Origin of the sequence: Streptomyces aureoversilis (assembly GCF_042657885.1) — a bacterium.
Classification (GTDB): Bacteria; Actinomycetota; Actinomycetes; order Streptomycetales; family Streptomycetaceae; genus Streptomyces; species Streptomyces aureoversilis.
This window is the reverse complement of record NZ_JBHSKJ010000006.1, coordinates 257455-274976: the sequence shown is the minus strand read 5'-3', so window position 1 is coordinate 274976 and position 17522 is coordinate 257455. Positions and strand designations below refer to the sequence as shown.

Sequence of the window (17522 nt, the reverse complement as noted above, 5' to 3'; positions counted from 1 at the left end):
CGTGAAATCGAACGCAAAGATTTGGCCAGTGGGCGATGGGCCCACAGGTTGGGAGTGACAGGGGATGACGGCCGGTAATAACGGCACGGGTACGCCGGAGAACGACGACCCGTTCGCGCACCTGTACCGCTCGGAGGGCGGCGAGGGGCCTCACGACAACGCCCCGGCCGCGCCGCAGCCGGGCGTCCCCCGCACTTCGTACAACCAGGTACGGACGGTCGGTTCACGCCAGTACGGCCCGCGCCAGCCGCAGCCGCCGCACGCTCAGCAGCCGTCGCCGCACTACGCGGCGCCGGAGACCCTGGCGGGCGGCGTCCCGCGCCAGCCGGCGTCCCACGGCGGCCACGGCCACGGCGGCGGCTCCCGGCCGAAGCGGACCGGTCTGCTGGTGGCGGCCATAGCCGTCGTCGCGGTGGTGGCGGGCGGCATCGGCGTCGCGATGATGAACAACAGCGGCACGAGTGACGACACGAACACTCAGGCGTCCGCCGGGGGCGACCAGAAGCAGCCGCAGGACGAGGACAAGAAGAAGCCGTCCAAGGACCCGGAGAAGAAGAAGGAGCCGGACAACCCGTCGGCGGTCGGGAAGCTCAAGCGGGACGCGTCGAGCCTGAGGCTGGTCGGCAGCGCCACCACGTCGCACGAAGTGCACGGCGCCAAGGCCGAGAACGGTGCGTACGTAGGCATCAACCAGGTGGGTGCCGGCATCGAGTGGGAGGTGGACGTCCCCAGCGGTGGCGACTACCGGCTGTACGCCACCTACGGAGTGCCCGGCACGGACAACGACCTTTCGGTCGCCACCAATGGCGCGACGGCCTCCTATCCCATAAAGATGAAGAACTTCGGCAATGCCAAGCCCGGTGAGTGGGTGAACTTCTGGGTGAACTCCTGGACCCAGGTCACTCTCAAGCCGGGAAAGAACACCATCAAGATGTCCTGCGAGCAGGGCAACAAGTGCGACGTGCACATCGACCAGGTCTGGCTGCAGCCCGGCGGCGCGTGACCTCACCCGGAGACGGTCCGGAGGAATCCCGCGACCGTCTCCGTCATCGCAGCCCGCGCAGGGGTCAGGTACTTGCGCGGGTCCGTGGTGGAGGGGTGGGCCTCCAGGAAGGCGCGGATTGCGCCTGTGCAGGCCTTGTTCAGGGCCGTGCCCACGTTGATTTTCGTCATTCCGGCGGCGACCGCCCTGCGGAGTTCCGGGTCCGGGACGCCTGACGAGCCGTGGAGGACCAGGGGGACGGGGACGGCGGCGCGCAGGGACGCGATCAGGGTGTGGTCCAGGGTTGCCGTGCGTTCCGTCATCGCGTGCGTGCTGCCCACTGCCACGGCCAGGGCGTCGACGTTCGTATCCGCCACGTAGGCCGCCGCTTCCGCCGGGTCCGTGCGTACGCCCGGAGTGTGCGCGTCGCCCGCCTTTCCGCCTACGCGGCCCAGTTCCGCCTCTACCCAGATGTCGCGTTCGTGGCCCCAACGGGCCGCTTCAGCCGTCGCTTTGACGTTGTCTCCGTACGGGCGCTTCGAGGCGTCGAACATCACCGAGCTGAAGCCGTGGGCGTGCGCCTGGCGCAGGAGCGCCTCGTCCTCCACGTGGTCCAGGTGGAGGGACAGGCGTGCCGAGGAGGCGGTCGCCACCGCTGCCGTCGCGGCGGCGATGGGGCCCAGCAGGCCGCCGTGGAACTTGACGGCGTTCTCCGAGATCTGCAGGACGGCGGGGCGGTCCGCGGCTTCGGCGCCCGCCGCGACGGCTTCCGCGTGTTCGACCGTGATGACGTTGAAAGCGCACAGGGCGCGGCCTGCGGTGATGAGTTCCCTGGTGTGGACGAGTGGCATGGCCGGTGGTCCTTCCGTCGGGGCGCCCCCTCGGGGGCGGGTTCAGGCCGTCGTGACCTTCACGTGCGGCAGCACGTCCTCGTACGTCGCGGGGTCGAATTCGCCTGCCGTGGGGGCCTTTACGGTGGCCGCGGCCAGGGCCACGGCCCGGGTCAGGCGGTCCGGCCAGGGGAGGCCTTCGACGAGGGCCGACAGGAGGCCGGCCGCGGCGGAGTCGCCGGCGCCGGTCGGGTTGCCGGTGAGGCGGTGGGGCGGGGCCGCGTGCCAGCGGCCGTCGGGGGTCACGGCGAGCACGCCCTCCGGGCCGAGCGTCGCGGCGATGGCGTGGGCGCCGCGGCGGCGGGCGTCCAGGGCCGCGCGGAGGGGCTCCGTGGAGCCGGTGAGGGCCGCGAGTTCGGCCGTGTTGGGGGTGACCAGGTCGGGGCGGGCGGCGATGCCGCGGCGCAGCGGTTCGCCGCTGGTGTCCAGCAGGACGGGGACGCGGGCGGCGCGCGCCTGCCGGACGAGGTGGGCGTACGCCCCGACGGGCACGCCCGGCGGCAGGCTCCCGCACAGGGCGACGGCGCGCGCCTCGCGCAGCAGGCGCGTGTAGGCGTCCGTGAACGCCGCCCACTCCTCGGTGGTGACGTCCGGTCCGGTCTCGTTGAGCTGGGTGGTGTCGCCGGTGGAGGCGTCCACGACGGCGACCGTGCGGCGCGTGGTGCCGAGGATGGGGACGAGGGAGTCGACGAGCTCCGCCCCGCCGCCGGGGGTGTCCTCGGCGAGGCGGCGGCGCAGGGTCTCGCCCGTCGTGCCGCCCGCGAAGCCCGTGACCACCGTGGTGTGACCGAGGGCGGCGAGGACGCGGGCCACGTTGACGCCCTTGCCGCCGGCCCGTTCGGCCGCGGCCGTGACGTGGTGCGACGCGTGCGGCTGCAGCCGCGGCACGCGATAGGTCAGATCGAGCGCGGCGTTGAGCGTGACCGTGAGGATCACCGGCGTCTCCCTCCCTTGACCAATGAACCGGACCGTCGACCGCGAGCGATCATGCCAAAACAGCGGCGGCAGGCCCAGACCTCGGGGCTGCCGCCGCTGTTCCGGCCGGAGTGCGACCGTGCGTCAAGGGCGGGAGAAATCAGTGCACTTAGGGCCTGACCACCCATTCGCCCTTGCGCATGACGCCCACCAGGTCGTACGAGGCGTCGAAAACGACCAGATCCGCATCCTTGCCGGGCTCCAGGGAGCCGACCCGGTCGGCCACGCCCAGCAGCCGCGCCGGGTTCGCCGACAGGGCCCGTACCGCCTGGCCCACCGTCAGCTTGTCGATGGTCACCGCGCGCTTGAACGCCGTGTCCAGGGTCAGCGTCGAGCCCGCGATCGAACCCGCCGTCGGCCCGTCGGCGATACGGGCCACGCCGTCCTTGACCTCCACGCTCATCGGGCCGAGCGGGTACATGCCGTCGCTCATGCCGGCCGCGCCCATCGCGTCGGTGATGAACGCGACGCGGTCCGCGCCGGCGCGGGCGAACGCCAGCTCCAGGACGGCGGGGTGCAGGTGCGTGCCGTCGTTGATCAGCTCGACGGTGACCCGCTCGTCCTCCAGGAGGGCCGCGATCGGGCCGGGGGCGCGGTGCATCAGGGACGGCATCGCGTTGAAGAGGTGCGTGGCGACGGTCGCGCCCGCCTCGATGGCGTCCAGGGTCGCCTCGTAGGACGAGTCCGTGTGGCCGACGGCGGCGACGACGCCGTGCTCGGCGAGCAGCCGGACGGAGTCGAGGCCGCCCGCCAGCTCCGGGGCCAGCGTCATCATGCGGGCCGCGCCGCGCGCCGCGTCGACCAGCTTGCGGACGTCCGCCGGCTGCGGGTCGCGCAGCAGCTCCGGCTGGTGGGCGCCGCAGCGGTGCGGGGAGATGAACGGGCCCTCGAAGTGGATGCCCGCCAGGTCGCCCTGCTCGGTCAGCTCGGAGAGGACGGCCGCCTGCCGGGCGAGGTCGTCCAGGTCGCCGGTGACGGTGGAGGCGACCATGGTCGTGGTGCCGTGCGCGCGGTGCGTACGGATCGCGGTCAGGGCCTCCTCGGGGTCGCCCGCCGAGAAGGACGCGCCGCCGCCGCCGTGGACGTGCATGTCCACGAAGCCGGGGACGATCCAGTGGCCCGGGAGGTCGAGCGTGGCCTGCTCGCCGCTCTCGTTCGCGGCGATCCGCCGGCCCTCGACCGTCACCCGCCCGTCCTCGACCACGCCGGTCGGCAGCACCACGCGGGCGCCGGCGAGAACCGTTCGTTCGACCATCAGGCGGAAACCTCCGTGAGGTGGGTGGTGAGCAGGTCCCAGGCGAGCAGGCCCGCGCCCAGGCAGCCGGCGGCGTCGCCGAGGGCCGCCGGGACGATGCGGGGGAGCTGCTGGAACGTGATGCGCTCCGCGATCGCCGCGCGCAGCGGGGCGAAGAGGGTCTCGCCGGCCTCGGCGAGGCCGCCGCCGACGATCAGCGTGCGCGGGTCCAGCAGGGTGTGGGCGACGACGAGGCCGTCCGCGAGGGCGCCGACGGCCTCCTGCCAGACGGCGCGGGCGCGCGGGTCGCCGGCGTCGACGGCGCGCGCGCAGTCCGCGGCGTCGGCGTCCGGGTCGCCGCTCGCCTCCGCCCAGGCGCGGCTGACCGCGGCGGCGGACGCGAGGGTCTCCAGGCAGCCGCGGCCGCCGCAGCCGCACGGCCGGGCGTCCGGGCCGGGGCGTACGCGGACGTGGCCGATCTCGCCCGCGCCGCCGTGGGCGCCGGCCTCGATGCGGCCCTCGACGCCGATGGCGCCGGCGATGCCGGTGCCGAGGGCGACGAACAGGAAGCGGTCCGTGCCCTCGCCCGCGCCGATGCGGCCCTCGGCGAGGCCGCCGGTACGCACGTCGTGGCCGAGGGCCACGGGGGTGCCGCCCAGGCGGCGGCTCAGCAGATCGCGCAGCGGGACGTCGCGCCAGCCGAGGTTGGCGGCGTAGACGGCGGTGCCGGCGCCGGCGTCCACGATGCCGGGCACGGCGATGCCCGCCGCGGCCGCGGGCTCGCCGAAGGCGGCCTCGCCGGTGGCCGCGAGCTCGGCGGCGAAGTCCAGGATGCCGGTTATGACGGCGTCCGGACCGCGGTCGCGGCCGGTCGGGCGGCGGGCCTCGTGCAGCAGTTCGTGGTCCGGGCCGATCAGGGCGGCCTTGATGGCGGTGCCGCCTACGTCGAGCGCGATGACGTGTCTCACGGGGACAGTGTCGCGTGTCCGCGTACGAAAGGTCTAGTCCACTCGCCCGTGGGTGGGTGTTTCCCCGCCTCCGGCGGGGGGTGCGTGGCCCTACGCGCCGGGCGGCGTGAATCCGACACGGCGGCGTGGGGTGGGGCCGTGCCCGCCCGAGTGACTCACGGCTCGGCACCGCCGGAGGGCTTGTCGGGGGTTGCGCGCCGTCGCGGCGCGGGGGCAATCGGCTGCCCGGCGGGGAGAAAGCGGGGGCTTGCCCATACGGATCCGCCGCCGGGTGCCTCGGTGGTGGTTGCGCGCCCTCGCGGCGGAGGGGGGAGGGCCTCGCCGGCTGCGAGCGTGCCTGCGGCCATGAATCCGCCGCGGCGCTGATCAGCCTCTACGGTCCTGGTCGGCGGTGCCGGGCATGCCTCGGGGGCGGCTCGGCACCGCCGGAGGGGCTTGCCCGGCTGCAGGGGGCATCCGCGCCCGTGAATCCGCCGCAGTGGTGATCAGCCTCTGTGGTCCTGATAGTCCTGGTCGGCGGTGCCGGGCGCGGATCAGGTTGGCTCGGCGCCGCCGTCAGGTTGTTGGTGGTTGTGCGCCGTGGCGGCCCGGGGGAGTGCCCGCCCGGCGGACAGGTCGGGTCGGGGCAGGTCAGCCGTGCAGGATCACGCTTCTTGTCAGGTTCTTCGGGGTGTCCGGGTTCAGGTTGCGGGACTCCGCCACCGCGACCGCCAGGCGCTGGGCGCGGATCAGGTCCGCCATCGGGTCCAGGCGGGCGCCGTCCGCCACGAGGGTGCCGCCCGTGCGGGAGATGTCCGTCTCCAGGCCCGCCGGGGCGGTGCCCAGGAGCCAGGCCACGCGGCCCGGGGCCGTGATCGCCATCGGGCCGTGGCGGTACTCCATCGCCGGGTACGCCTCCGTCCACGCGCCCGCCGCCTCCCGCATCTTCAGCGCCGCCTCCTGCGCGAGGCCGTACGTCCAGCCTGCGCCCAGGAACGTCCACTGACCGGCCGCCACCACCTCCGCAGGCAGCGGGTCCTGCAGCGCCGTCTCCGCGTCCGTCGCCGCCTCCGCCATGCCCTTCACCCCCGCCGGCAGCGCGCCGCTCGCCTCCAGGCCCGCTCGCAGGTACGCCAGCGCCGTCGTCGCGAAGCGCGTCTGGACCACCGATTCCTCGTCCGCCCAGTCCAGCACCGCCGTCTCGTCGGCCCCGCGCACCACCGGCGACGCCGGGTCGGCCGTCAGCGCGAAGACCTCCCAGCGCTCGCGCACCTCCTCGATCAGGTCGAGCACCTCCGTCGTCGTCCCCGACCGCGTGATCACCACGAGCCGGTCGTACGTCCGCATCACCGGGAACTCCGACGCCGGGAAGGCGTCCGTCTCCCCCTGCCCCGACGCCTCCCGCAGCGCCGCGTACGCCTGGGCCATGAACCACGAGGTGCCGCAGCCGGTCACGGCCACCCGCTCCCCGGGGCGTGGAAGGCCCGTCGTGCCGGCCGAGGCCGAGGCCGAGGCCGAAGCCGCGGCCTCGGCCTCGGCCGCGCGCCGCCAGCAGGCGGGCTGAGTGGTGATCTCCGCAGAGGTGAGAGAGGGCGTGAGAGAGGGCTCGGACATGCGCTTTCTTCTCCTTCCACCGGTGATCTCCGTGCATAGCAGCCCCCGCCCCCCACGGGAAGGGCGATACCGAAGCGAAACCGGAGTCGGCTGGACCGTATGGTGGCCCGCGGGGGAAACTCACGGTTCTTACGGTCTTCAGCGGACGATCAGGACGATCACAAACCACGAAGGTGGGAAGCAGCAGTGCAGCGGCGGCGTTTCTTGGGTCTGACGGCGGCAGGTGCCGCCACGGCGGCGTTGGCGCCCGCGCTGACGGCGTGCGGGAGCGACGGTGGCTCCGGCAGCAAGACGCTGCGCGTCGTCGCGGCCGACTACGGTGACAGCGAGGCGAACAACTCCCAGAAGTACTGGGACGAACTCGCCCGCGCCTTCGAGGCCGAGAACAAGGGCGTCAAGGTCGACGTCTCGGTCCTGAGCTGGACCGAGGTCGACAAGAAGGTCGCCGAGATGGTGGCGGCCGGCAAGGCCCCGGACGTCGCGCAGATCGGCGCGTACGCCGACTTCGCCGCCGCCGGCAAGCTCTACAGCGCCGACCAGCTGCTGACCATCCCCACCCAGGCCGACATCATCGCCCAGATCGCCCGCGCGGGCGAGGTGGCCCGCGTGCAGTACGGCCTGCCGTTCGTCTCCAGCACCCGGCTGCTCTTCTACAACAAGACCCTCTTCGCCAAGGCCGGCATAGCCAAGGCCCCCGAGAGCTGGGACGAGCTTCAGGCCGCGGCCAAGAAGCTCCAGACCGCGGGGGTCAAGGTTCCCTACGGGCTGCCGCTCGGCCCCGAGGAGGCGCCCGCCGAGACCATGATGTGGATGCTCAGCGGCGGCAGCGGCTACACCGACCACAACGGCACGTACACCATCAATTCCGACGAGAACGTCAAGACGTTCGAGTGGCTGCGCGACGAGCTCGTCGGCAAGGGCCTCACCGGCTCCCTCGACCCCTCCCGCACCAACCGCCAGAACGTCTTCGACGCCTTCTGCCGCGGCGAGGTCGGCATGCTCAACGGCCACCCCACGCTGATGAAGCAGGCCGAGGCCAAGGGCATCAAGTACGGGACCGCGCCGCTGCCCGGCAAGGGCGGCAAGGCCAAGTCCACCATGGGCGTCGCCGACTGGATCATGGCGTTCAAGGCGAACGGCCACCGCGAGGAGATCGGCCGCTTCCTCGACTTCGTCTACACCACCAAGAACGTCCTCGGCTTCACCAACCAGTACGACCTGCTGCCGGTGACCACCAGCGCCTCCGAGCAGATGGCCGGCGACACCCGCAAGAAGCACCTCAAGCCGTTCCTGGACCAGCTGGAGAACGCCGAGTTCTACCCCGTCGACAAGACCTCCTGGGCGAAGGTCAGCAAGGCCTTCAAGGAGAAGATCGGCTCGGTGGTCGTCAAGGGCGGCGACCCCGCGAGCGTCCTCGGTGAGATCCAGCGCGAGGCCGACGCCACGGAGCTGGCCGGCCACGCCAAGTAGGCTGGCGGCGTGAGCGACGAACAGCCCGGCGAGCCCTCGGGAAGGGATCTCCCGGAGCGGGAGCCCTCCGAGGGGGACCTCCCCGGGCAGGCGCTCCCGGAGCGCGGGCTCTCCGAGCTCGACCTCGCCGTGCTCGCCCTGGAACGCCGGGCCTTCTCCGGGCCCGGCGCCAAGGAGCGCGCCGTGCGGGAGCGGCTCGGGATGACCCCGACCCGCTACTACCAGCTGCTCAACGCCCTCCTGGACGACCCGCGGGCCCTCGCCCACGATCCGGTCACCGTCAACCGGCTGCGGCGCATCCGGGACGCCCGCCGCGAACGCCGGTAGCCGGCGGTGCCCAGCCAGTAGGGTCGGCCCCATGGGCAGCCCCTCCCTCCCCGTCCCCGTCACCCCCGCCGGCCGCGACGGCCTCGCCGCCCTCCTGGCCGGTCCGCAACGCGCGGTCGTCGCGCTCGACTTCGACGGGACGCTCGCCGAGATCGTCCCCGACCCCGAGCGGGCCCGGGCGCACCCGGGCGCCGTGCCCGCGCTGGCCCGGCTCGCCCCCCGGCTCGGCTCGGTCGCTGTGATCACCGGCCGCCCGGCCGAGGTCGCGGTGCGCTACGGGGGCTTCGCCGGGGCCGCGGGACTGGAGCGGCTCGTGGTCCTCGGGCAGTACGGCGCCGAGCGCTGGGACGCGGCGACCGGCGCCGTGACCGCCGACGCCCCTCCGCCCGGCGTCGCGGCCACCCGGGCGGAGCTGCCGGGGATCGTGGCGGGCTCGGGCTTCGGCCGGGGCACCTGGATCGAGGACAAGGGCCGGGCCCTCGCCGTCCACACCCGGCGCACCGCCCACCCGCAAGCCGCCTTCGACGCCCTGCGCGAGCCCCTGTCCGCCCTCGCCGGGCGGCACGGGCTGATCGTCGAGCCCGGCAGGCTCGTGCTGGAACTGCGGCCGCCGGGCGTCGACAAGGGCGCCGCCCTCGCCTCGTACGTGCGCGAGAGCGGCGCGGGCTGTGTCCTCTACGCCGGTGACGACCTCGGAGACCTGGCCGCCTTCGCGGCCGTGGAGGAGCTGCGCTCCGAGGGCCTCCCGGGCCTGCTGGTGTGCAGCGGAAGCTCCGAGGTCGCCGAGCTCGCGGACCGTGCCGACCTGGTCGTCGACGGCCCGGGCGGGGTCGTGGAGCTGCTCACGGCCCTCGCCGACCGCCTGGCCTCCGCAGCGGAGTGACCCGCCCGTCCGGCCGTCGTCCGCTCGGCCCTCGTCGTCCGCTCAGCCGCCGTCGTCCGCTCAGCCGTCGTCCGGGAGGCTCGCCGTCCCGCCCTTGGCGGGCTTGCCCGGGACGCCGAGGACGTCGAGCGCCGTCGTCCAGTCGCGTGCGACGGCCTGCTGGGCCTTGACCAGGTCGGCCTTGCCCGAGCAGACGGCGTCCTTGAGCCGGCTCTCCACCACGTCCTTGGGGTTGCCGGCGCCCTTCACCGCCTTGCGGCCGGGGGAGGGCGGCACGACCCACAGGTTGCGCGAGTCGTTGGGGTCGCCCCCGAGCTGCAGGCCGATCAGGTGGGCGTACTCGGCGTCGCCCAGCGGCCCCTTGTAGCCGTACGCGGCGGCGTTGGCGGCCTTCTGGCGGCTGGTGACGCTCGTGGGCGGCCGGATGCCGGCGGTGTAGCCGCTGCGGCAGATCGTCGTCTTGAGCGTGGCCGGGGTGACCTTCGGGTTGGTCGCTCCGGGGGTGCACGCGGGGTCGGGGAGCGGCTCCTTGGCGGGGGTGAAGCGGTAGTGGCAGCTGCCGGCGGCGGGCTGCTGCTGGACGGCGTAGGACGCCTGCGGCCCGGGGCCGACCGGTATGGAGCCGCTCGGCAGGGACGGGAGCGGGGACCCGGCCGGTGCCGAGCCCGCGGGTGCCGAGCGGGAGGGCGGCGAACCGGTGCGCGGCGAGCCCGACGGCGCGCCGCCGGAGGAGGCGGAAGCCGCGGAGGAGGCCGACGGGTTGGCCGACGGGTTCGCCGACGAGCCGGACGAAGGGTTCGCCGACGGGTCGGCCGACGAGCCGGACGGCGCCGCGGAGGTCCCCTTCGCCCCCGTCTGCTTGCCGTCGTCGTTCTTGGAGGAGTCCGAGGAGCAGCCGGCGACCGCGGTCAGGGCGGCGGCGCACGCCGTGGCAAGCACGGCCCAACGTGGGACATTCGACATGCGCCATGGCTACCCGTGCCCGGATGCGGGCAGCCCGGGGCGCCGAAGCGCGGGCCGCTCAGACGGGGCCCGGAAGCGTGCGGCCCGCACTCCGGCGCGTCACAGCGCCCGCAACTGGTCCGTGAACCACCGGGCCGGCGGCAGCGCCGTCGCCGCCGCGGCCAGCCGCTTGGTGCGCTCCGCCCGCTCCCCGGGGTCCATCAGCAGCGCCAGGTGCAGCGCGCGGGCCGTGGCCTCCACGTCGTACGGGTTGACGGTGATCGCCTCGTCGCCCAGCTCGGCCGCCGCCCCCGCCTCGCGCGAGAGCACCAGCGCGCACCCGTGGTCGGAGACCACCGGCACCTCCTTGGCGACCAGGTTCATCCCGTCCCGGATGGGGTTGACCAGGGCCACGTCCGCGAGCCGGTACGCGGCCAGCGAGCGCGCGAAGTCGTCCTTGACGTGCAGGGCGACCGGCTCCCAGCCCTCCGTGCCGAACTCGGCGTTGATCCCGCGGGCGACCCGCTCCACCTCGGCGGTGTAGTCGCGGTAGACGGCGAGGTCCTGCCGGGAGGGGTAGGCGAAGGCGACGTGCACGACCTTGCCGCGCCACTGCGGGTGATCCTCCAGCAGCCGCCGGTACGCGTACAGCCCGCGCACGATGTTCTTGGACAGCTCCGTGCGGTCCACGCGCACGATCGCCCTGCGGCCCGGGCCGATCTGCGACCGGAGCGCCGCCATGCGCTCCTCCACGTCCGCCCGGTGCGCCCGCTCGCGCAGGAAGTCCCCGTCGGCGCCGAGGCCGTGCACGCCCAGCCGCGTCGTCCGCCCCTCGAAGCGCACCCCGGCGGCGCGCCCCTCGCCGTCCCGCACGACCTCCGCGCCCAGCACGTCCGCGCAGCACGCGGCGAAGGCCTCGGCCCAGCGCAGGGTCAGGAAGCCGGCCCGGTCGCCGCCGAGCACACCGCGCAGCAACTGCCCGGCCACGTCGTCCGGCAGCATCCGGAAGTAGTCCGGCGGGGCCCACGGGGTGTGCGAGAAGTGGCCGATGCGCAGGTCGGGGCGGCGCGCCCGGAGCAGGCCCGGCACGAGCGCCAGGTGATAGTCCTGGACGAGCACCGCGGCGCCCTGCGCGGCCTCCTCGGCGACGGCGTCCGCGAACGCCGCGTTGTACTCCTCGTAGGCCGCCCACTGCACACGGAAGTCCCGGTCGAAGGAGGGCTCCAGGGGCGTCTGGTAGAGCATGTGGTGCACGAACCACAGCACGGAGTTGGCGATGCCGTTGTACGCGGCGGCGAAGGTGTCCGGCGGGATGTCGAGCATCCGCACCTGATGGCCGCCGGTGTCGCCCGTGGCGAGTCTTCGGCCGGCGGCGCGGGCCGCCTCGCGGTCGCCCTCGCCCAGGGCCGCGCACACCCACACCGCTGCCCCGCCCTCGGCGTCGCGCTGTATCGAGCTGAGCCCGGAGACCAGCCCGCCGCCGCCGCGCCCGGCCACGAGGGTGCCGTCCTCGCTGCGCCGGTACGAGACCGGTCCGCGGTTGGAGGCGACGACGATCGGCGCGGCGGCGATCGATGCGGTGGGCACGTGCTCAGCGACCATGTGGCCAGCCTTGCCACGGGAAGAACCGCTCAAACGTACGCTTACGCGGCGTGCCGCTGTGCGTACTCGGGTATTCCGGCCATCGGCGGCCGCTCCTCCGTGTCCACCGCGTACGTCCGCGGAACGAAGCCCTCCGGGGTTCGTTCGAACTGCGTCAGCGCAGGTCGCACCAGGTGCCCCCGGGCCAGCCGGAGCTGCGCGGTGCGGTAGATGGCGGCGGCCATCCGGCCCAGCGCCCGCCCGTCCTGGTGGCGGTGCTTGCGCACGCCCACGTCCACCTGGGCCAGCGCCCCCAGCCCGACCGTGTGCAGCGCGTCCACCAGAAGGCCCAGCTCCACGCCGTAGCCGACGGGGAACGGCAGCTGCTCCAGCAGGGAACGGCGGGCCGCGTACTCGCCGCCGAGCGGCTGCACGAAACCGGCCAGCTGCGGCCAGTGCAGGTTCAGCAGGGGACGGGCCACGAGCTCGGTCACCCGGCCGCCCTGGCCGACGGCCTCGCCCAGCGGGCGGTCGTACATCGCCTTGACGAAGTGCACGCCCGGGTCGGTCAGCAGCGGGCCCACGATCCCCGACACGAAGTCCGCCGAGAACTCGCGCAGGTCGGCGTCCACGAAGCAGACGATGTCGCCGGTCGTCGCCAGCAGGGAGCGCCACAGCACCTCGCCCTTGCCCGGCAGCGCGGGCAGGCTCGGCAGCACCTCGTCCCGGTGCACCACGCGCGCCCCGGCCGCCGCGGCGACCTCGGCCGTGCGGTCCGTGGAGCCCGAGTCGACCACCACCAGCTCGTCCACCAGCGGCACCGCGGCCGACATCAGCTCGCGGCGGATCGTCGCCACGATGGTGCCGACCGTCGGTTCCTCGTTCAGCGCCGGCAGGACGACGCTCACCGTGGTGCCGGAGTCCCGTTTGGCGGCCAGAAGCACGTCGAGCGGACGATCGGCAGCGGACCAGGACCGCTCGGCCAGCCAGCGCTCCACCTCTTCCAGCACGTGTACGACTCCCTGTCTCACGGACGTTGTGCGACGCGTTCTGTGACGCGTTCTGTGATGCATCTCGCGGTGCGGACGCCCCTCTCAACGGGCCGTCCCTTCCGTTACAGTCTTGAACAACGCGGACCGCCGTCCTATGTCGGGGGTCGTCGCGTGCACAAACGCCTGGGCCACGCCCAGTGCCATACCGCTCATCCAGAGGGGCAGAGGGACACGGCCCGTTGAAGCCCCGGCAACCCTCCAGCCGGTCTCACCGTTCACGCGGCGAGGCTCCCGGCGGGGAAGGTGCCAATTCCGTCTCGTGGCGACGTACGCCGCGAGGAAGATGAGGAGAAAGGGCCTCGCCTCCATGGCTGTGCAGTCTGTTGAACCCTCTACCACTTCTGTGGACCTCGGACCCGCCGCGGCACTCTCCTGCCGCGAGTGCGGAGAGCGCTTCGACCTCGGTCCCATCTTCGCCTGCGCCCTGTGCTTCGGCCCCCTCGAAGTCGCCTACGAGCTGCCGGCCGGCGACCCCGAGGCCTTGCGCAAGCGCATCGAGGGCGGCCCCGCGAACATCTGGCGCTACGCCCCCCTGCTGCCCGTCCCCGCCGACGTCGCGGGCAAGCCCAGCCTCAACCCCGGCCTCACCAAGCTCGTCAAGGCGGACAACCTCGCCCGCGAGCTGGGTGTGACGGGCGGCCTGTACGTCAAGGACGACTCCGGCAACCCGACGCACTCCTTCAAGGACCGGGTCGTCGCGATCGCGGTCGAGGCCGCCCGCGCCTTCGGCTTCACGACGCTGTCGTGCTCCTCGACCGGGAACCTGGCGGGTGCGGTCGGGGCCGCGGCCGCCCGGGCCGGGTTCAAGTCGTGCGTCTTCATCCCGCACGACCTGGAGGCCGGGAAGGTCGTCATGGCCGCGGTCTACGGCGGCGACCTCGTCGGCATCGAGGGCACGTACGACGACGTCAACCGCTTCTGCAGCGAACTGATCGGCGACCCGCTGGGGGAGGGCTGGGGCTTCGTCAACGTCAACCTCCGGCCGTACTACGGCGAAGGGTCCAAGACGCTCGCCTACGAGATCTGCGAGCAGCTGGGCTGGCGGCTGCCGGACCAGATCGTCGTGCCGATCGCCTCGGGCTCGCAGCTCACGAAGATCGACAAGGGGCTGAAGGAGCTCGTCGCGCTGGGGCTCGTCGAGGACCGCCCGTACAAGATCTTCGGAGCGCAGGCGGAGGGCTGCTCGCCGGTCGCCCGCGCGTTCAAGGACGGGCACGACGTGGTGCGGCCGGTGAAGCCGGACACGATCGCGAAGTCCCTCGCCATCGGCAACCCGGCCGACGGGCCGTACGTGCTGGACATCGCGCGGCGGACGGGCGGGGCGGTGGAGGACGTGAGCGATCCGGAGATCGTCGATGCGATTCGGCTGCTCGCCCGGACCGAGGGGATTTTTGCCGAGACGGCGGGTGGGGTGACGGTCGGCGTGACGCGGAAGCTGATCGAGAGCGGGCTGCTGGACCCGTCGCTCACGACCGTCGTGCTCAATACGGGCGACGGGCTGAAGACCCTCGACGCCGTTGCGGCCGGGCCCACGGCGACGATCCGGCCGTCGTTGGAAGCGTTCCGCGCCGCTGGTCTTGCTGCCGTCTGACATCTGCGGGCCGGTTGTGCCCACCCGTTCCGCCCCTACGGAACGACTGCCCACAACCTCTCTGGAAGGTTTTCCCATGAGCGTTACTGTTCGCATCCCCACCATCCTCCGCACCTACACCGGCGGGAAGGCCGAGGTCTCCGCCGAAGGTGCGACCCTTGCCGATGTCCTCCGGTCCCTGGAGGAGAACCACACCGGCATCGCCGCCCGCGTGCTCGACGACGCCGGCAAGTTGCGGCGGTTCGTGAACGTCTACGTCAACGACGACGACGTCCGCTTCGAGCAGGGGCTGCAGACGCCCACCCCCGACGGCTCCGCCGTCTCCGTCATCCCGGCCGTCGCGGGCGGCTGAGGTTTCACAGGGTTCTTCCGTTATTGCCGCACGACGTCCCCGGAATCGCCCCGTCCGTAAAGCGGACGGGGCGATTCCGCCTGTTGAGCGCGATACAGTTGAGGCGATCCCCGCCCGGCGTCAGTGCCGAACGCATATGAGAACCCGTCAAGTTGTGCGCGAAGTGTGTGCACGAAATGCCGGGTTGGTTGCGTTATACCCGGCCCGACTTGCCCTGAAATACCCGGAGTTCAGCCGATTTTCTCGATCGGCCATGCCCGGAATTCTCGTCCGAGTGACCTGTTGCAGACGGCATCCGTGCAGATACATTCAGCCGCGGTCGACGCGTTCCGGCGCACACCCACTGGGCTGCCAGGGGGTGAGGTCTGACCCGGGTCCGCGAAGTGCGGTCCTGCGCAAGGGCCAGTAATAGGGGAGTTAGGCATGGCTCAGGGCACCGTCAAGTGGTTCAACGCGGAGAAGGGCTACGGCTTCATCGCGGTCGACGGTGGTGCGGATGTATTCGTCCACTACAGCGCGATTCAGATGGACGGCTACCGCACCCTCGAGGAGGGTCAGCGGGTCGAGTTCGAGATCTCGCAGGGCCAGAAGGGGCCGCAGGCGGACATGGTGAAGCTGCAGCAGGTCTGATCGCGGCGCATCGACCACCGGCTCGCTCGGTTTGCAGAGGGGCTCGCACCCGACGGGGTGCGAGCCCCTCGCGCGTGTGCGGGGCGCGTGGGGTGGGTACGGCTGCCTGGGGCCCCTGCTCCCGGCGCCTCGTGGGCGTGACTGTCCCCCCGAGGCGCTTGCACTCTCCCTGGTCGAGTGCTAATCATTGGGCTTAGCACTCTCCGAGTGAGAGTGACAGATTTGGACCGTCGGTGAGGTCCGCGGGCCAGGCGGGGCAAGGAACCGCAGGGTACGCAGGCCGTCCGTCGCGGGCGCCAGTGCGGTCCGGAGCAGTCTCCACCCCGTCCTGGGAGGACCACTTCACATGGCCAAGATCATCGCGTTCGACGAGGAGGCACGGCGCGGTCTCGAGCGCGGGATGAACCAGCTCGCCGACGCCGTCAAGGTCACCCTCGGCCCCAAGGGCCGCAACGTCGTCCTCGAGAAGAAGTGGGGCGCCCCCACGATCACCAACGATGGTGTCTCCATCGCCAAGGAGATCGAGCTCGAGGACCCGTACGAGAAGATCGGCGCCGAGCTGGTCAAGGAGGTCGCGAAGAAGACGGACGACGTCGCCGGTGACGGCACGACGACCGCGACCGTCCTGGCCCAGGCCCTGGTCCGCGAGGGCCTGCGCAACGTCGCCGCGGGTGCCAACCCGATGGCGCTGAAGCGCGGTATCGAGAAGGCCGTCGAGGCCGTCTCCGGTGCCCTGCTCGAGCAGGCCAAGGACGTGGAGACCAAGGAGCAGATCGCCTCCACCGCCTCCATCTCCGCCGCCGACACCCAGATCGGCGAGCTCATCGCCGAGGCCATGGACAAGGTCGGCAAGGAAGGCGTCATCACCGTCGAGGAGTCCCAGACCTTCGGTCTGGAGCTGGAGCTCACCGAGGGTATGCGCTTCGACAAGGGCTACATCTCGGCGTACTTCGCCACCGACATGGAGCGTATGGAGGCGTCCCTCGACGACCCGTACATCCTGATCGTCAACTCCAAGATCGGCTCGGTCAAGGACCTGCTGCCGCTCCTGGAGAAGGTCATGCAGTCCGGCAAGCCGCTGCTGATCATCGCCGAGGACGTCGAGGGCGAGGCCCTGTCCACGCTCGTCGTGAACAAGATCCGCGGCACCTTCAAGTCCGTCGCCGTCAAGGCCCCGGGCTTCGGCGACCGCCGCAAGGCCATGCTCGGTGACATCGCCATCCTCACCGGTGGCACCGTCATCTCCGAGGAGGTCGGCCTCAAGCTGGAGAACGCCGGTCTCGACCTGCTCGGCCGCGCCCGCAAGGTCGTCATCACCAAGGACGAGACGACCATCGTCGACGGTGCCGGTGACAGCGACCAGGTCCAGGGCCGCGTCAACCAGATCCGCGCCGAGATCGAGAACAGCGACTCGGACTACGACCGCGAGAAGCTCCAGGAGCGCCTCGCGAAGCTGGCCGGCGGCGTGGCCGTCATCAAGGCCGGTGCCGCGACCGAGGTCGAGCTCAAGGAGCGCAAGCACCGCATCGAGGACGCCGTTCGCAACGCGAAGGCGGCCGTCGAGGAGGGCATCGTCGCCGGTGGTGGCGTGGCCCTGCTGCAGGCCTCCCAGGTGTTCGAGAAGCTGGAGCTCGAGGGCGACGAGGCCACCGGTGCCGCCGCCGTCAAGCTGGCCCTGGAGGCCCCGCTCAAGCAGATCGCGGTCAACGCCGGTCTCGAGGGTGGCGTCGTCGTGGAGAAGGTGCGCAACCTGACCCCGGGCCACGGCCTCAACGCCGCCACGGGCGAGTACGTCGACCTGGTCGCCGAGGGCATCATCGACCCGGCCAAGGTCACCCGCTCCGCCCTGCAGAACGCCGCGTCCATCGCTGCGCTCTTCCTCACCACCGAGGCCGTCATCGCCGACAAGCCGGAGAAGGCCGCCGCGGCCGCTCCGGGCGGCATGCCGGGCGGTGACATGGACTTCTGATCCTGACGGATCACTTGTCCTGAACGCTGTACGCCGAGGGCGGCACTCCCTGCGAAGGGGGTGCCGCCCTCGGGCGTACCGCC

Annotated in this window: 16 protein-coding genes and 1 riboswitch; of the genes, 8 read left to right on the top strand and 8 right to left on the bottom strand. The window is 72.5% G+C overall.

From position 1 onward, the window contains the following. Positions 1 to 64 precede the first annotated feature (64 nt). Positions 65 to 1003 carry a carbohydrate-binding protein gene (locus ACFPP6_RS13255; protein WP_382040720.1) on the top strand — a complete coding sequence of 313 codons (939 nt, stop codon included), beginning with the start codon at positions 65 to 67 and terminating at the stop codon, positions 1001 to 1003. Positions 1004 to 1005: 2 nt separating this feature from the next. Here ACFPP6_RS13255 and ACFPP6_RS13250 read toward each other — a convergent pair whose 3' ends face one another. The 5 genes from ACFPP6_RS13250 to ACFPP6_RS13230 all read right to left on the bottom strand — a co-directional run bounded on the left by ACFPP6_RS13250 (position 1006) and on the right by ACFPP6_RS13230 (position 6642). Beyond that, complete coding sequence (locus ACFPP6_RS13250) at positions 1006 to 1833, bottom strand: class II fructose-bisphosphate aldolase (protein ID WP_382040717.1); 828 nt, start codon at positions 1831 to 1833, stop codon at positions 1006 to 1008. 42 nt (positions 1834 to 1875) lie between these two features. After that, positions 1876 to 2808 carry a 1-phosphofructokinase family hexose kinase gene (locus ACFPP6_RS13245; protein WP_382040714.1) on the bottom strand — a complete coding sequence of 311 codons (933 nt, stop codon included), beginning with the start codon at positions 2806 to 2808 and terminating at the stop codon, positions 1876 to 1878. Between the two features lie 148 nt (positions 2809 to 2956). Further along, on the bottom strand, positions 2957 to 4102 hold the full coding sequence (gene nagA / locus ACFPP6_RS13240) for an N-acetylglucosamine-6-phosphate deacetylase (RefSeq protein WP_382040712.1): 1146 nt from the start codon (positions 4100 to 4102) through the stop codon (positions 2957 to 2959). Further along, on the bottom strand, positions 4102 to 5049 hold the full coding sequence (locus ACFPP6_RS13235) for an ROK family protein (RefSeq protein WP_382040709.1): 948 nt from the start codon (positions 5047 to 5049) through the stop codon (positions 4102 to 4104). Before ACFPP6_RS13235 ends, nagA begins: the two co-directional genes overlap by 1 nt. 630 nt (positions 5050 to 5679) lie before the next feature. Beyond that, positions 5680 to 6642 (bottom strand): SIS domain-containing protein, encoded by a 963-nt coding sequence (locus ACFPP6_RS13230; protein WP_382040706.1) that lies wholly within the window; start codon positions 6640 to 6642, stop codon positions 5680 to 5682. Between the two features lie 186 nt (positions 6643 to 6828). Here ACFPP6_RS13230 and ACFPP6_RS13225 point away from each other — a divergent pair, with 186 nt between their 5' ends. From ACFPP6_RS13225 to otsB, 3 genes are read left to right on the top strand one after another with little or no spacing between them, the layout of a single operon-like run. Then, positions 6829 to 8112: an extracellular solute-binding protein gene (locus ACFPP6_RS13225; RefSeq protein WP_382040703.1), complete on the top strand. Its 1284-nt coding sequence runs from the start codon at positions 6829 to 6831 to the stop codon at positions 8110 to 8112. 9 nt (positions 8113 to 8121) lie between these two features. Continuing rightward, positions 8122 to 8439 carry a DUF3263 domain-containing protein gene (locus ACFPP6_RS13220; protein ID WP_382040701.1) on the top strand — a complete coding sequence of 106 codons (318 nt, stop codon included), beginning with the start codon at positions 8122 to 8124 and terminating at the stop codon, positions 8437 to 8439. A gap of 31 nt (positions 8440 to 8470) precedes the next feature. Then, positions 8471 to 9322: a trehalose-phosphatase gene (gene otsB / locus ACFPP6_RS13215; protein ID WP_382040698.1), complete on the top strand. Its 852-nt coding sequence runs from the start codon at positions 8471 to 8473 to the stop codon at positions 9320 to 9322. Between the two features lie 60 nt (positions 9323 to 9382). Here the strand turns inward: otsB and ACFPP6_RS13210 are convergent, their stop codons facing one another. The 3 genes from ACFPP6_RS13210 to ACFPP6_RS13200 form a co-directional block, all read right to left on the bottom strand. Then, complete coding sequence (locus ACFPP6_RS13210; RefSeq protein ID WP_382040695.1) at positions 9383 to 10285, bottom strand: hypothetical protein; 903 nt, start codon at positions 10283 to 10285, stop codon at positions 9383 to 9385. 99 nt (positions 10286 to 10384) lie between these two features. Then, a complete protein-coding gene (locus tag ACFPP6_RS13205; RefSeq protein ID WP_382040693.1) occupies positions 10385 to 11866 on the bottom strand; it encodes an alpha,alpha-trehalose-phosphate synthase (UDP-forming) in 1482 nt (493 codons plus the stop codon). 41 nt (positions 11867 to 11907) lie between these two features. Continuing rightward, a complete protein-coding gene (locus ACFPP6_RS13200) occupies positions 11908 to 12855 on the bottom strand; it encodes a glucosyl-3-phosphoglycerate synthase (protein ID WP_382040690.1) in 948 nt (315 codons plus the stop codon). Between the two features lie 188 nt (positions 12856 to 13043). Then, positions 13044 to 13187, top strand: a riboswitch (SAM riboswitch). Here ACFPP6_RS13200 and thrC point away from each other — a divergent pair. The 4 genes from thrC to groL all read left to right on the top strand — a co-directional run bounded on the left by thrC (position 13181) and on the right by groL (position 17439). After that, positions 13181 to 14488 (top strand): threonine synthase, encoded by a 1308-nt coding sequence (gene thrC, locus ACFPP6_RS13195; RefSeq protein ID WP_382040688.1) that lies wholly within the window; start codon positions 13181 to 13183, stop codon positions 14486 to 14488. It overlaps the preceding riboswitch by 7 nt. Before the next feature lie 76 nt (positions 14489 to 14564). Beyond that, a complete protein-coding gene (locus ACFPP6_RS13190) occupies positions 14565 to 14840 on the top strand; it encodes a ubiquitin-like small modifier protein 1 (protein WP_382040685.1) in 276 nt (91 codons plus the stop codon). A gap of 423 nt (positions 14841 to 15263) precedes the next feature. Next, on the top strand, positions 15264 to 15470 hold the full coding sequence (locus ACFPP6_RS13185; RefSeq protein WP_030367227.1) for a cold-shock protein: 207 nt from the start codon (positions 15264 to 15266) through the stop codon (positions 15468 to 15470). 346 nt (positions 15471 to 15816) lie between these two features. Then, positions 15817 to 17439 carry a chaperonin GroEL gene (gene groL / locus ACFPP6_RS13180; protein WP_058045776.1) on the top strand — a complete coding sequence of 541 codons (1623 nt, stop codon included), beginning with the start codon at positions 15817 to 15819 and terminating at the stop codon, positions 17437 to 17439. Positions 17440 to 17522 lie beyond the last annotated feature (83 nt).